Source organism: Bacteroides sp. GM023, from assembly GCF_014750685.1.
Taxonomy (GTDB): domain Bacteria; phylum Bacteroidota; class Bacteroidia; order Bacteroidales; family Bacteroidaceae; genus Bacteroides.
On the sequence record NZ_JAAXGE010000001.1, the window covers coordinates 18,757 to 32,227 of the forward strand.

The following is a 13,471-nucleotide window of genomic DNA, read 5'->3' on the forward strand; positions in this document are numbered from 1 at the left end:
GGAAGGCGGAGTATTTTTATCTCCGCCTTTCTTATTCCAAACCTCTTGTTTCCTATTTTAAACACACATAAATAATAACGCTTATGAAAACACGTTTTCTTTCTATCTTTTTATTGCTCGCTATGGGCATGAGTACATTTGCTCAGTCTTCTTCTTATCAACCTACCGAAGAGAATCTGAAAGCACGTCAGGAATTTCAGGACAATAAGTTTGGTGTTTTCCTTCATTGGGGACTGTATGCCATGTTGGCTACCGGTGAGTGGACTATGACAAACCATAATCTGAATTATAAAGAATATGCCAAACTGGCAGGTGGATTCTACCCTTCCAAGTTTGATGCCGATAAATGGGTGGAGGCTATCAAGGCTTCGGGAGCGAAATATATCTGTTTCACTACCCGCCATCACGAAGGCTTTTCTATGTTCGACACCAAGTATTCGGACTATAATGTAGTCAAGGCAACTCCTTTCAAAAGAGATATTGTGAAGGAATTGGCAGCTGCTTGCGCAAAGCATGGAATCAAGCTTCATTTCTATTATTCACACCTCGACTGGGCGCGTGAAGATTATCCCTGGGGACGTACAGGACGCGGAACGGGACGTACAAATCCGCAGGGTGACTGGAAAAGCTATTATCAATTCATGAATAACCAGTTGACGGAATTATTGACGAATTACGGGCCGGTAGGTGCTATTTGGTTCGATGGATGGTGGGACCAGGACCAAAACAAGTCATTTAATTGGGAATTGCCCGAACAATATGCATTGATTCATAAGCTGCAACCGGGATGCCTGATAGGTAATAACCATCATCAGACGCCTTTTGCGGGTGAAGATATTCAGATTTTCGAACGTGACCTGCCCGGTGAAAATTCGGCAGGACTTTCGGGACAGGATGTAAGCCACCTGCCTTTGGAGACTTGCGAAACGATGAATGGTATGTGGGGATATAAGATTACTGACCCCAATTATAAATCGACTAAGACATTGATTCATTATTTGGTGAAGGCTGCCGGTAAGGATGCTAATCTACTGATGAATATCGGCCCTCAGCCCGATGGAGAGCTTCCGGCGGTGGCAGTAGAACGTTTGGCGGAGATGGGAGAGTGGATGAAGCAGTTTGGCGAAACCATTTATGGAACACGTGGCGGTGCAGTTGCCCCGCATGACTGGGGAGTGACAACGCAGAAGGGGAATAAACTCTATGTGCATATCCTCAATCTGAAAGATAAAGCGCTGTTTTTACCTTTGGCAGATAAGAAGGTGAAGAAAGCGGTGTTGTTCAAAGACCAGTCACCGGTTCGCTTTACCAAGACGAAAGCAGGTGTTTTGCTGGAGTTTGCCGATGTGCCGAAAGATATTGACTATGTGGTAGAACTTACAATTGACTAATTTTTAGCTAATTCTTCATAAAAGCAGGGGGAAACTATTCTGACATTGATAGTTTCCCCTTACTTTTGGCAAACAATTTGTTTATATAGATAGTGAGTAATAATTAAAATGAAAAGTATATGATGTCTTATTGGGTATTATTTATTGGAATTGCCGTAGTAAGTTGGTTGGTACAGATGAATTTGCAGAACAAGTTCAAGAAGTACTCCAAGATTCCTACCGGGAATGGCATGGCAGGACGCGACGTAGCTTTAAAGATGTTGCATGACAATGGAATTTATGATGTACAGGTTACACATACACCGGGTCAGTTGACCGACCACTACAATCCCACTAATAAAACAGTGAATTTGAGTGAAGGGGTCTATGAAAGTAATAGTATAATGGCGGCTGCCGTAGCAGCCCATGAATGTGGACACGCTGTGCAGCATGCACGTATGTATGCTCCATTGAAAATGCGTAGTGCGTTGGTTCCGGTTGTGAACTTTGCGTCTTCCATTATGACATGGGTTCTGTTGGGTGGTATCTTGATGATAAACTCTTTTCCGCAATTATTGTGGGCGGGTATTATCCTGTTTGCTATGACTACACTGTTCAGCTTTATCACGCTGCCGGTGGAAATCAATGCAAGTAAACGTGCACTCGTTTGGTTGAGTTCATCCGGCATTACCAATTCACGCAATCATGCGCAGGCTGAAGATGCTCTCCGCTCTGCTGCTTATACGTATGTAGTTGCTGCATTAGGTTCATTGGCTACGTTGGTTTACTACATCATGATTGCAATGGGTAGAAGAAACTAAGAAATGAAAAGGGGGAACGCAGATTTGCGGGACTTCTGACATTAGAATATAAAGGGGCTGTGTCAAAACTCCCCTTTTAACGAAATCATCCTCGCCACAGATTGTTGTAGCGAGGATGTTTTTTTATTTATAGGGGTTTTGAAACACTCTCTTTTTTGGTATAAGCTCTTATTTATTCGTAATACGTATATTCACGCTCTTCGTATAGCACGGGTTTGTCATCAATAAATTTGATTCTCTTCTTCCAGTTACCATACTTGTCATTATAGAATTTATATACGAATTTTGCAGGCGGTTCGTTGTTCATTGTTTCCGTGCCGGAAATAACTTCGCCACGAGTACTGTATTGATAGGTATAATGACGCTCATTTCCGGGAGCGCCGATTTTCTCTTCCACAACTCTTCCACGGGCATTCCATATGCGTCTGAGGGGCTCATATTCTGTTCCTTTGGCTTCTGCCGGAGCTACCAGCACTTCTTTAATCATCAGATTTCCATACGGGTCATACTGATTACGGATGTCGCTGTATCTTGAACCATCTTGATTGAAACACAGTTCTGCGGTGCAATTCCCCTCTCCGTCATAGCGGAAAATGGTTTTGCGTTGCATTTCTCCATTGGCATCCATCAATGCTTTGCTTTTTAATCTGCCCTCATCATCGTAATACATTTGGTCGGTACTCTCTATCTTGCCAGCGGTTGATTTATGTATTTCTTTCTCGATGTAACCGTTAGCATCATATACATATTCAGTGCTACCTTCTGGAACACCGGCATCCGAAAAATGACTGGTGGCTGTTATTCGCCCGTCCTTGTCAAATTTGTGAATAAAGAAAGTTCCTTTTTTCTGTCCTCTGTTGATGATGTCCGGTCCATTAGGGAGTGCTATGTATGAGGCCTGATACACAGACTTTACTTTTCCCTGAAGTAACAGCTTCTTGCAGTCGGTATCATCCTGTCCGGCATACTCAATGTGGCGCATGACAATAAATTCGGGAGTAGCCCCGTTATATTCCATACGTTTTATCCAGTTGCCATACATATCATAGGCGGTATCCACTCTTTTACTTCGCGGGGCATTATATCTCTCGAATACGCTTCCTTCCGAGTAGAGTTTCAAGGGTATCGTATCTCTTTTAAGTAATTTCCGGTTACCGGGATTCCCGTTTTTATTCAGCGTACTTTCTTCGATCACTTCTGTCACTTGTCCCTGGTCGTCATAGAAGATATTCACTGTTTCCTGATAGGATGTCACTAGTTGGTCTTTCATACGGATGCTAGTTCCTTGGTGGATTCGTTGTACCACTAATCCCGCTTCGTTGCGTATAATGCTGTCTATGCCCACAACCTTTTGTTCAGGATTCAGGTGGTGCTTCCCGTTCCTTCTTCCTGATGAATCATAGTAGTATTGATAGACATCCGTAATTCCGCCTTGCTTGATGGATGCTATGATTTCTTCTTTCACATGACCGTCTTTGTCATAAACGTAAATGATTTTTTTATCGGCACTGCCATCCGGCTTTAATGAGTTTTCTGCTATTTTTCTTCCGAGACGGTTGTATCTCACGAAATGTATTTGGTCTACGATAGCGCCTGGCGTCCATGCTGTATCCTTTTGCACCGCCCGATGAACGGTTGTACGTGTACTTTTGAAAGGTGGAGCATCCTGAACCTTATTTTGTGCCAGTGTCGGTGCTGTTATCAGCGAAGCAACCGTGAAAAGAATAGGTATTGCCCGCATCGGGTGAATAATAGTGTTGTTCATCATATTAGTGAGTTTTACTGTTTTTGAGCTTCTAATGTCGCTCTTTGTTTAGAGAATTTGTATTACTTGTTTGAGAATTTGTATTACTTGCGGTACAATATTGATGATTTTTTTAGATATATGCAAGCGTTGCTCGGAAATTTGCAGTAAATTTGCGCAATTAAAATTATAAACAGTAATATTATGGCAGCAAAACCAAGTATTCCTAAAGGAACTCGTGACTTTTCGCCGGTAGAGATGGCGAAGCGTAATTATATATTCAATACGATTCGTGACGTATATCATTTGTATGGATTCCAGCAGATAGAGACTCCTTCGATGGAGATGCTTTCTACGTTGATGGGAAAGTACGGCGATGAAGGGGATAAACTACTCTTTAAGATTCAGAATTCAGGAGATTACTTTTCCGGGATTACTGACGAAGAGCTGTTGAGCCGCAATGCTGCCAAGTTGGCAAGTAAGTTTTGTGAGAAAGGGTTGCGTTATGACTTGACAGTGCCTTTTGCACGTTACGTAGTGATGCATCGTGATGAAATCACTTTTCCGTTCAAACGTTATCAGATTCAACCGGTATGGCGTGCCGACCGTCCGCAGAAAGGACGTTATCGTGAATTTTATCAATGTGACGCGGATGTGGTAGGCAGTGATTCTTTGTTGAATGAAGTAGAGTTGATGCAGATTGTTGATACGGTATTCAGCCGTTTCAATATCCGTGTATGCATTAAGATTAATAACCGCAAGATTCTTTCCGGTATTGCTGAAATTATAGGCGAATCGGATAAGATTGTCGATATAACCGTTGCCATAGATAAACTGGATAAGATTGGTTTGGATAACGTCAATGCCGAGTTGAAAGACAAAGGTATCAGTGATGAGGCTATTGCCAAGTTGCAGCCGATTATTCTTCTTAGCGGAACGAATACGGAAAAACTGGCCACATTGAAGAATGTATTATCTGCCAGTGAAGTGGGAATGAAGGGAGTGGAAGAAAGCGAATTTATTCTGAATACATTGTCAGCAATGGGACTGAAGAATGAAATCGAACTTGACCTGACTTTGGCTCGCGGACTGAACTACTACACAGGTGCTATTTTTGAAGTAAAAGCACTGGATGTGCAAATCGGCAGTATCACAGGTGGCGGCCGTTATGATAACCTGACCGGTGTGTTCGGTATGGCAGGAGTATCGGGTGTCGGTATCTCTTTCGGTGCGGACCGTATTTTCGATGTATTGAACCAGCTCGAACTTTACCCGAAAGAAGCTGTGAACGGAACAGAAGTTCTATTTATCAACTTCGGCGAAAAGGAAGCTGCCTTCTCTATGGGAATCCTGGCTAAAGTACGCGCGGCAGGTATTCGTGCGGAGATTTTCCCGGATGCTGCCAAGATGAAGAAACAGATGAGCTACGCTAATGCAAAGAACATTCCGTTTGTTGCTATCGTAGGCGAAAACGAGATGAACGAGGGCAAAGCAATGCTGAAGAATATGGAGACAGGAGAGCAGAACCTTGTTTCGGCTGAAGAATTGATTGCTGCTGTGAAGAAATAAGCAGAGCTAATAGATAAATAAGGATATAATAAAAGGTGTCGTTGACTTTAGAATCAGCGACACCTTTCTTATTTTAGATTATAAATGACGTTCCGGATACAACTCATTCCACCATTCGGGACGGTCTTGCAGCCAGCGTGAGAACCAAGCCATGATAGAATTGTGCCATTTGATACGCTTATCGTAGTCAGAAATGAAATGGTTTTCACCATCTACTGTGATAAATTCTACCGTCTTACCTAATATCTTCAGTGCATTGAAAAGCTGAATACTTTCCCCGATAGGTACATTCGTGTCGGCAGTGCCATGCAGTAATAACAACGGAGTGTTAATCTTATCGGCATTGAACAGAGAACCTTGTTTGGTGAACAGTTCAGGATTCTTCCAGGGATAGCTGTCGGCAGCCGCAATCGCATTGTATGAATAGCCCCAGTAACCTTCTCCCCAATAGCTGGTTACATCACTGATACCTGCATGAGATACGGCGGCAGCGAAAATATCGGTTTGAGTCTGCAAGTATTGAGTCATGAATCCACCATAAGAAGCACCGATACATCCGATTCGTTTCGCATTCACAAACGAGTGTTCTTTGCAGAATTGTTTCGTTCCTTCGATAATATCATCGGCAGTACGTTTTCCCCAGGCATTGACGTGGCGTGCGGAAAACTCTTGTCCGAAGCCGATAGTACCGCTAGGCTGAATGACATATACTACATAATCACGTGAAGCGAACAGTTGTGCGCAGTATGGACTTCCGATGCCACGTGTCGTAGGAGTGGTTCCACCATAATAATAGACAATCATGGGATACTTCTTATTCGGGTCGAAGTCGGGTGGGAGACACACTTTTCCGGTGATAACCGTTCCGTCTGAAGCGGTGAAGTTCCAGGGTTCTGTTTTGCCTAATTCTATTTTATTCAAAATCGGTTTCATCGGGTCGGACAGCAGGCGGGAAGTCTTTTTCTTTATATCGTATAGATAGGCAACCCCTGAACTTGTATCCGATTGACCGATATAGGCGGCAATAGCCGGATTATATTCTGATAAGCTGAAAGCGCTGATAACATCCTCTTCCAAGTTCAGCTTCTCGAAGTTTCCGTTTTTCGGAGAATAGCGGTAAATGTTCTTGCAGTCGCCATCGTCCGTGTTGAAGTAGATGCATCCGTCTCCGCGATTCCATTGAAGCGGACTTACGGTAGGGTTGAAGTCTTTGGTTATCGGCTGTATTTTGCGGGTAGCCAAGTCCATGATAAAGGCTTGCGTATCGAAATCATTAGCTATGGGATGATTGCCGCAATTCTTACCGATACCGCCGAATGCTTCGGGACTTGCGGTCAGTAACAACTGTTTTCCGTCCGGTGAATAGCTGGCACCACCCAGGAATCTTTCGTTCTGGAAAAGAGTATCTACTTTCAGAGTCTCCAAATCTACGATATAGAGAGAAGATAGGGAGAAAGGACGTTGAGTGATATTTTCTTTGGAAGTGCTGTATATCATATACTTCCCGTCAGGAGAAATATCCTGTAAGTAAGTACTGTGATTTCCATAAGTCAGCCGTTCGGAAACTCCGTTGGCTATGTCATACTTAGCCAGGAAACTGCGTCCCCGGGTATTAGGAATACGGTCTGCCGGACTTACAATACGGCGGAGAGCACCTTCTTCCTTTTCCCCTTCTTCCCTGGGATAGTAAATGAGGAAGTCTTCATTGGGCGACCAGGTGAAACCTTGTTCGGGTATTCCTTTTAAAATCACTTCTTCTTGAAGGGTAGCGGGATTGAGGGCGATTACGTCATTTCCGCTTAGTGCCGTAACAGTATAATACAACTTGTCGCTTTTCGGCATCCATCGCATACCGTCTCTTGCGTTGTCCAAAAGAACCTTTCCGGTTTTTAAGTCGCTGAGCTGGCAATACGTGCGTGAACGTTTGGCAGAATGATTATCCCAATAGCGGGTTAATAAATACTTCCCGCTGGGAGAAATGGCGACAGAGATTGTCCGGTTTCCATACACAGTATTGTCGAGTGAGAAGCGTTGCTTGACATCGGGAGTAAGCGTGCAGGCGATTTCCTTGAATTTATCATCTTTAATCAATTCGCATTTCAGGGTAGGAGCTACTTTGTCTTCCGAAGCGGAAAGCAGTTTGAAAGTAATTTCATAATCGCGTTCCGGCTCCATAGTGATGGCTATTTCGCGGGATGAAGCGGAAGTTATACTGTCTTCGGCAGCATCTTTCGTCTGCTTGGAAACTCCGTCGATAAACATTTCCCAACGGACGGGAGAAGTAACTTTCAGTTTTCCTTTCAGGAAATGTTCTGCACGTATTTGTGTTTTAAACAAGTAGAGCTTATTGTTTTGCTCTGCTTTTTCCAAACTTAGATAGCCTGCCGTATCGACAGTCAATGTTTGCATCTGTGCGTCCGGTAAGTCCAGTACTACCGGAGTTTTGAGCAACATCTTTACAGAATGTTTTTCTCCTTTCGGGTTAATGCTGTCGTTCATAATAGGGGTACGAATTTCGATAGCATTTCTTACTTTGTACTCTGTCAGTTTCTCTTGTGCCTGTGCTTGGAAAGCAAGCCCGGTTGCCAGAAAAATGGTAAAGACCATTCCTTTCTTTCTCATGTGTTTCAAGTTAATAAGGGGTTAATAATAGATTCGGACAAATGTAAGGATTCTGATTTTAGCATACAACTAAATAGCTTCCTTTTTAGTATTCTATTTGATTAAGTATTCCATTGAGATAAGCAATGGCTACTCCGTAGTTTGTCATGGGAATATGTTGCTCCCGTGCCCGCTCGATACGACTAAGTACATATTTACGATTAAACATACATGCTCCGCAATGGATAACCAAAGAATAAGGAGTTAAATCTTGAGGGAAATCCGTTCCGCTTACTATGTCGATTGGCAATTTCTCACCGATTTTCTTTCGTAATAAATGCGGAAGTTTCACTCTTCCTATATCTTCGGAAAGGGGGGCGTGCGTACAGGCTTCCGCTATCAGTACACGCGACGATTCCGTCAGACTTTCAATAGCGGCTGCGCTTTCTACATAATAATGAATATCCCCCTTGTATCCGGCAAAGAGAACCGAGAAAGAAGTCAGTTTACTTTCTTCCGGTTTCTGCTCGTAGACGGTCTTAAAGACTTGTGAATCGGTGATGATTAATTTCGGCGGGCGGGCAAGAGCCTGCAAGGTTTCCGAAAGCTTGTCAGTGGTACAAGTCATTACAAGGCATTTTTTATCCAGCAGTTCACGGATAGTCTGCACTTGTGGCAAGATAAGCCTGCCTTTAGGCGCCTGAATATCCTGCGGCATGACTAGCAGCACGAGGTCATTCTCTGCGACAAGTGCTCCGGTGATACTTTGCTGACCGAAGTCTGAAGGAAGTTTTTCAAGAATCGCCTGTCGGATTTCCTCGATTCCTGTCCCTTCTTTTGCGCTGACAAGCAACGGACGTATGTTGAATTGCTGCTCCATATGTCCAGCTAGCTCAACAGCATTTTCACGAATATCCATCTTATTCAGTATCAGTATAACAGGAATATTCTTCTCTTTCAGTTGCTTCCACATTTCGTATTCGCAGGAAAGCGCATCATCTTCACAAAGCAACAAGGCAATATCCGTCTTTTCAATCGCTTTTAATGTCCGGGCGATACGCATTTCTCCCAGTTCTCCTTCGTCGTCAAATCCCGGAGTATCAATAAAGAGGCAGGGGCCGATACCATGGATTTCCATAGCCTTGGATACAAGGTCAGTCGTCGTTCCGGCTGTATCCGAGACGATTGCGGTATCCTGTCCTGTCAATGCGTTGATAAGGGAAGACTTGCCACTGTTCCGTTTACCGAAAAGGGCTATATGAAGTCTGTTGGCATTTAGGGTATCTGTTAAGCTCATATTCTTTCTATATTTTAATTAGTATCCATCCGCATGGAAATTTGGCAAGGCACCTTGCCTTAAAACCTGAAGTCTCTTTTACCTTCAGCGATAGCTTTCAGGTTCCGGATGGCTATTTCTCTGATTTTAGGGTTAGGGATTCGTTCTGTTTCATTCAGAATAAGTGCTAAACCTTTTTGACGCGTATCTTCCGAAGCATAATCTTCCAGGTATTCTTTTAAAGTCATTAAGGCATTCGGAGCGCAGCAATTGGCTATCTGACCGGATTTGACTAAAGACATAAAGCGGTCGCCCGTTCTTCCTTCCCGATAACAGGCTGTGCAGAAACTGGGGATATAGCCAAGTTCGAGCAACCAGTTGACTACTTCATCCAATGTCCGTGTATCACTGACATCGAACTGGGCAGAATTATTATCAGGCAATTCTTTTTCTGCATATCCGCCCACACTGGTACGCGAACCGCCACTGATTTGCGAAATACCCAGTTCGAGCACTTTCTTCCGGGATTCCTGCGACTCACGGGTGGAAATAATCATTCCCGTATAAGGAACGGCAATACGGATGACAGCTACAATCTTGCTGAATATCTCATCGGAGATAGCATTCGGGAAATCTCCCGCGTCAATATCATCTGCCGAGCAAATGCGTGGAACACTAATGGTATGCGGACCTACACCGAATTTGGCTTCCAAATGCTCCGCGTGCATCAACAAGCCTGTAAAGTCATACCGATACGTATTCAGACCGAATAGTACGCCTATTCCTACATCATCAATTCCCCCTTCCATGGCACGGTCCATCGCTTCGGTATGATAAGCATAGTTGCTTTTCGGGCCGGTGGGGTGGAGGGTTTCGTAGTTTTCTTTGTGGTAAGTTTCCTGGAATAAGATATACGTGCCGATACCCGCTTCTTTCAGGCGACGATAATTCTCTACCGTAGTGGCGGCGATGTTGACGTTCACCCGCCTGATTGCACCGTTCTTGTGCTTGATGCTGTAAATCGTTTGGATAGATTCAAGGATATACTCTATCGAATTCAGTGACGGATGCTCTCCGGCTTCGAGAGCCAGGCGCTTATGTCCCATATCCTGCAAAGCAATCACTTCCCGGCGGATTTCTTCCTGTGTCAGTTTCTTGCGTGCGATAGTCTTGTTCTTGGCATGATACGGGCAATATATACAACCGTTTACGCAATAATTCGACAAATAAAGCGGTGCGAACATCACGATGCGGTTGCCGTAAAACTTCTGTTTGATTTCTTTGGCGAGATGAAAGATACGTTCTATCAGGTCAGGTTGGTTACATTCCAGCAGGACAGCTGCTTCGCGGTGGGTCAATCCCTTGCACAAGGCAGCTTTTTCAATAAGTTGTTCAATCAGTGCACGGTTATCCTTGTTGTTTTGTGCGTATTCCAGTGTATCCAGAATCTCCTCATGGTGGATAAACTCTTCCGCTTTTGATGAATCTGCTTGGTATATCATAATTCTATTGTATTAAAGTCTCCTCTTTCGGTGGAAATCTCGTAGCCGATGGCGTTCAGTTGCTTTTGCAGCGCGGCGAGTCCTTCGGCGGATTCTGCTCCGAGTGAAGCCTTGTCATTGTATAATTCATATTTCTTCCGCTCTTCCCGGGGGGACAGATTGGGCATGACTACATTCGCTCCTGCCAATATTCCCCGTTCCCTGCCGTCGGGAGTCAGCGTGGCCAAAGCCGTTGTTGCCGGAATCAGTGCGGACGGATGCATCAGGCGGAAGATGGATAATAAAAGAAGGGTCTGCTCCACCGTGCCGCCGGGATATTTGGCAAAAGGCGTGTCATGATGGGGTAGGAAAGGGCCGATACCAATCATTTCAGGGCGAAGTCTTTCTATAAACAGAATATCTTCTATGATATGCTCCACCGTTTGTCCGGGGCTGCCGACCATGATTCCTGTTCCCGTCTGATAACCGATATCCTTTAAATCCAGCAAACATTGCAAACGTCGTTTGCCGGACATTTCCGCCGGGTGCAGTTGCTGGTAATGCTGTTCGTTGTGGGTTTCGTGGCGGAGCAAATAGCGGTTGGCGCCTGCCCGGAAGAAGCGTTCATACGCGTCGTGCGGCTTTTCACCAAGCGACAGGGTGATAGCGCAATCCGGGTAATTCTGGCGGATGGCAGAGACTGTTTTTTCTATCCGGTCATCCGTCAAGGCAGGGTCTTCCCCGCCTTGCAGTACAAAAGTACGGAACCCCAAGTCATAGCCTTGCTTGCAGCAATCCAGGATACTTTCTTCGGTCAACCGGTAACGCTCGATAGTCGGGTTTCCTTTTCGGATGCCGCAATAATAACAATTATTCCGGCAGCAGTTACTGACCTCAATCAGGCCACGGATATAAATCTTGTTTCCGAAGTGAAGCAGGCTCACTTCCCGCGCCTGCCGGTTGATGGTTCGCAGAGTTTCTGCGTCACATTCAGTCAACAGTTGCCGGAATTCTTCCTGCCGGAGCGTTCTTTCCTTCCGTAATTTATCTATCCATTGTTTCATAGCTCTCTTTCCGTTTGAGAAGCTCCTGTGCCAGTTGGCGACGTCCTGAAACAATGTCATTGTGCGTACTTGGACCGGTGATACATCCACCTTCGCAAGCCATCACTTCGATAAACTGCCCGGCAGCTTTTCCTGTCTTGGCACAAGCACGTAGCAGAGCTATATTCTTCTTGTTAATGTCCGATACCTGTATCGCATTAATTCTCTCCGCTTCCTCTTTCAGATAAGCCTTGACCGCTCCCATCACACCGCCTGCCTGGGCAAAACCGTGTGCTTCGCGGACAGAAGTATGCAATACGGAGAATTCCTGTATTTGATCCAACTGAATATCCAGTCCGTCGAGGATAGAACCTACCTCTTCAAACGTCAGAATGTAGTCCACGGCTTCATCGCGACGTACCTCTTTGCGTTTAGCGACGCAAGGGCCGACGAATACGATTTTTGCATCCGGATGCTTCTCTTTGGCAATCCGTGCCGCATAATACATCGGTGAGCCGGTGGTAGATACATAAGGTTTCATCCCCGGAATATGTTTCTCCACCAATTCTATATAAGAAGGGCAACAGGAAGTAGTCATGAAACTCTGTCCCTCTTCCAGTTTCTCCAGTAATTCATGGGCTTCGTGGCTGGTAGTCGACATAGCGCCTTCGGCTACTTCGATCACATCAGTGAATCCTATTTCTTTAAAAGCGCCATATACCTGTCCGATGGAAGTCTTGAACTGTCCGAGAATAGACGGAGCAATGATGGCAACCATCTTTTCTCCTTTCCGAATCCGTTGTAGCACATCGAAAGTCTGTGAAATCTCGAAGATAGCACCGAACGGGCAAGCGTTCATACACTTACCGCAATAGATACATTTGCTTTCGTCGATATGTTCTATGCCATTCTCGTCTTTGCTGATAGCCTTTACCGGGCAAGATTCCTCGCAAGGCACAGGAATATACACAATGGCATGATAAGGACAGCTTTTGTGGCAAATACCACAACTGATACATGTATCATGGTCAATCATGGCCTGACCGTTTTTCTTAAAACGTATCGCGTCCTTCGGGCAGTTCATGTAGCAACTGCGAGCTACACATCCACGGCAAAGGTTCGTTATTTCATAATTGATTTGTACGCAGGAAGAACATGCTTCGTCAATGACGCACATGATATTCTCCTTCTCCGGTTCGGGACGGCTCAACGCCATGCGTGCGTAATCAGAAAGCGGAGTCACTTCGTCGTGTTCGTCTGTCATGTCCAGTCCCATCAGCGGAAAAGTCTTGTATCTCCATACCGCCCGTTCTTTGTGTACACAGCAACGTCCCAGCGGTTTTGATTTCCGCGGACTCAGCTCAATCGGGAGTCGGTCTATCTTTTCTACTAACTGGTCGTTTTTCCAGAGTCTAACAAGGTCAGCCAGCAATTTGTGCCGGACAATCATAATATTATTCGTAAATGCCATATTGTAATAAAGAGGTTGTTAGTTAGCCGGTGCAAAGATACGAACAGAATTTCAATATTTAAGTTTTTTGTAACATTCTTGTCTTTTTTTTGTAG

Annotated in this window: 9 protein-coding genes; 3 read left to right on the plus strand and 6 right to left on the minus strand. The window is 44.7% G+C overall.

Annotated features, from left to right (window positions below):
* Positions 1-83: 83 nt before the first annotated feature.
* Entirely contained in the window at positions 84-1,391 is a 1,308-nt protein-coding gene (locus HC965_RS00080) for an alpha-L-fucosidase (protein WP_191029511.1), read from the plus strand.
* A 119-nt stretch (positions 1,392-1,510) separates the two neighbouring features.
* Positions 1,511-2,191: a zinc metallopeptidase gene (locus HC965_RS00085; protein ID WP_191029512.1), complete on the plus strand. Its 681-nt coding sequence runs from the start codon at positions 1,511-1,513 to the stop codon at positions 2,189-2,191.
* Positions 2,192-2,363: 172 nt separating this feature from the next.
* Here the strand turns inward: HC965_RS00085 and HC965_RS00090 are convergent, their stop codons facing one another.
* A complete protein-coding gene (locus HC965_RS00090) occupies positions 2,364-3,959 on the minus strand; it encodes a hypothetical protein (RefSeq protein ID WP_223854618.1) in 1,596 nt (531 codons plus the stop codon).
* A gap of 180 nt (positions 3,960-4,139) precedes the next feature.
* Between HC965_RS00090 and hisS the strand changes: the two genes are divergently transcribed.
* Positions 4,140-5,504 (plus strand): histidine--tRNA ligase, encoded by a 1,365-nt coding sequence (gene hisS, locus HC965_RS00095; RefSeq protein WP_191029513.1) that lies wholly within the window; start codon positions 4,140-4,142, stop codon positions 5,502-5,504.
* A 78-nt stretch (positions 5,505-5,582) separates the two neighbouring features.
* Here the strand turns inward: hisS and HC965_RS00100 are convergent, their stop codons facing one another.
* From HC965_RS00100 to HC965_RS00120, 5 genes are all read right to left on the minus strand, one after another.
* Positions 5,583-8,126, minus strand: a complete 2,544-nt coding sequence (locus HC965_RS00100) for a S9 family peptidase (protein ID WP_191029514.1) — start codon at positions 8,124-8,126, stop codon at positions 5,583-5,585.
* 85 nt (positions 8,127-8,211) lie between these two features.
* Positions 8,212-9,402, minus strand: a complete 1,191-nt coding sequence (gene hydF, locus HC965_RS00105; RefSeq protein WP_191029515.1) for a [FeFe] hydrogenase H-cluster maturation GTPase HydF — start codon at positions 9,400-9,402, stop codon at positions 8,212-8,214.
* A 59-nt stretch (positions 9,403-9,461) separates the two neighbouring features.
* Complete coding sequence (gene hydG, locus HC965_RS00110) at positions 9,462-10,883, minus strand: [FeFe] hydrogenase H-cluster radical SAM maturase HydG (protein ID WP_191029516.1); 1,422 nt, start codon at positions 10,881-10,883, stop codon at positions 9,462-9,464.
* Positions 10,880-11,926 (minus strand): [FeFe] hydrogenase H-cluster radical SAM maturase HydE, encoded by a 1,047-nt coding sequence (hydE, locus tag HC965_RS00115; RefSeq protein ID WP_191029517.1) that lies wholly within the window; start codon positions 11,924-11,926, stop codon positions 10,880-10,882. Before hydE ends, hydG begins: the two co-directional genes overlap by 4 nt.
* Entirely contained in the window at positions 11,907-13,376 is a 1,470-nt protein-coding gene (locus tag HC965_RS00120; protein WP_191029518.1) for a 4Fe-4S dicluster domain-containing protein, read from the minus strand. The genes hydE and HC965_RS00120 overlap by 20 nt, the downstream gene beginning before the upstream one ends.
* Between the last annotated feature and the right edge of the window lie 95 nt (positions 13,377-13,471).

Bases quoted from the DNA above. Each gene is read 5' to 3' on its own strand.
- HC965_RS00100 (WP_191029514.1), bottom strand. From the start codon at position 8,126: ATGAGAAAGAAAGGAATGGTCTTTACCATTTTTCTGGCAACCGGGCTT.
- hydF (WP_191029515.1), bottom strand. From the start codon at position 9,402: ATGAGCTTAACAGATACCCTAAATGCCAACAGACTTCATATAGCCCTT.
- hisS (WP_191029513.1), top strand. From the start codon at position 4,140: ATGGCAGCAAAACCAAGTATTCCTAAAGGAACTCGTGACTTTTCGCCG.
- hydE (WP_191029517.1), bottom strand. From the start codon at position 11,926: ATGAAACAATGGATAGATAAATTACGGAAGGAAAGAACGCTCCGGCAG.
- HC965_RS00090 (WP_223854618.1), bottom strand. From the start codon at position 3,959: ATGATGAACAACACTATTATTCACCCGATGCGGGCAATACCTATTCTT.
- HC965_RS00085 (WP_191029512.1), top strand. From the start codon at position 1,511: ATGATGTCTTATTGGGTATTATTTATTGGAATTGCCGTAGTAAGTTGG.
- hydG (WP_191029516.1), bottom strand. From the start codon at position 10,883: ATGATATACCAAGCAGATTCATCAAAAGCGGAAGAGTTTATCCACCAT.
- HC965_RS00080 (WP_191029511.1), top strand. From the start codon at position 84: ATGAAAACACGTTTTCTTTCTATCTTTTTATTGCTCGCTATGGGCATG.
- HC965_RS00120 (WP_191029518.1), bottom strand. From the start codon at position 13,376: ATGGCATTTACGAATAATATTATGATTGTCCGGCACAAATTGCTGGCT.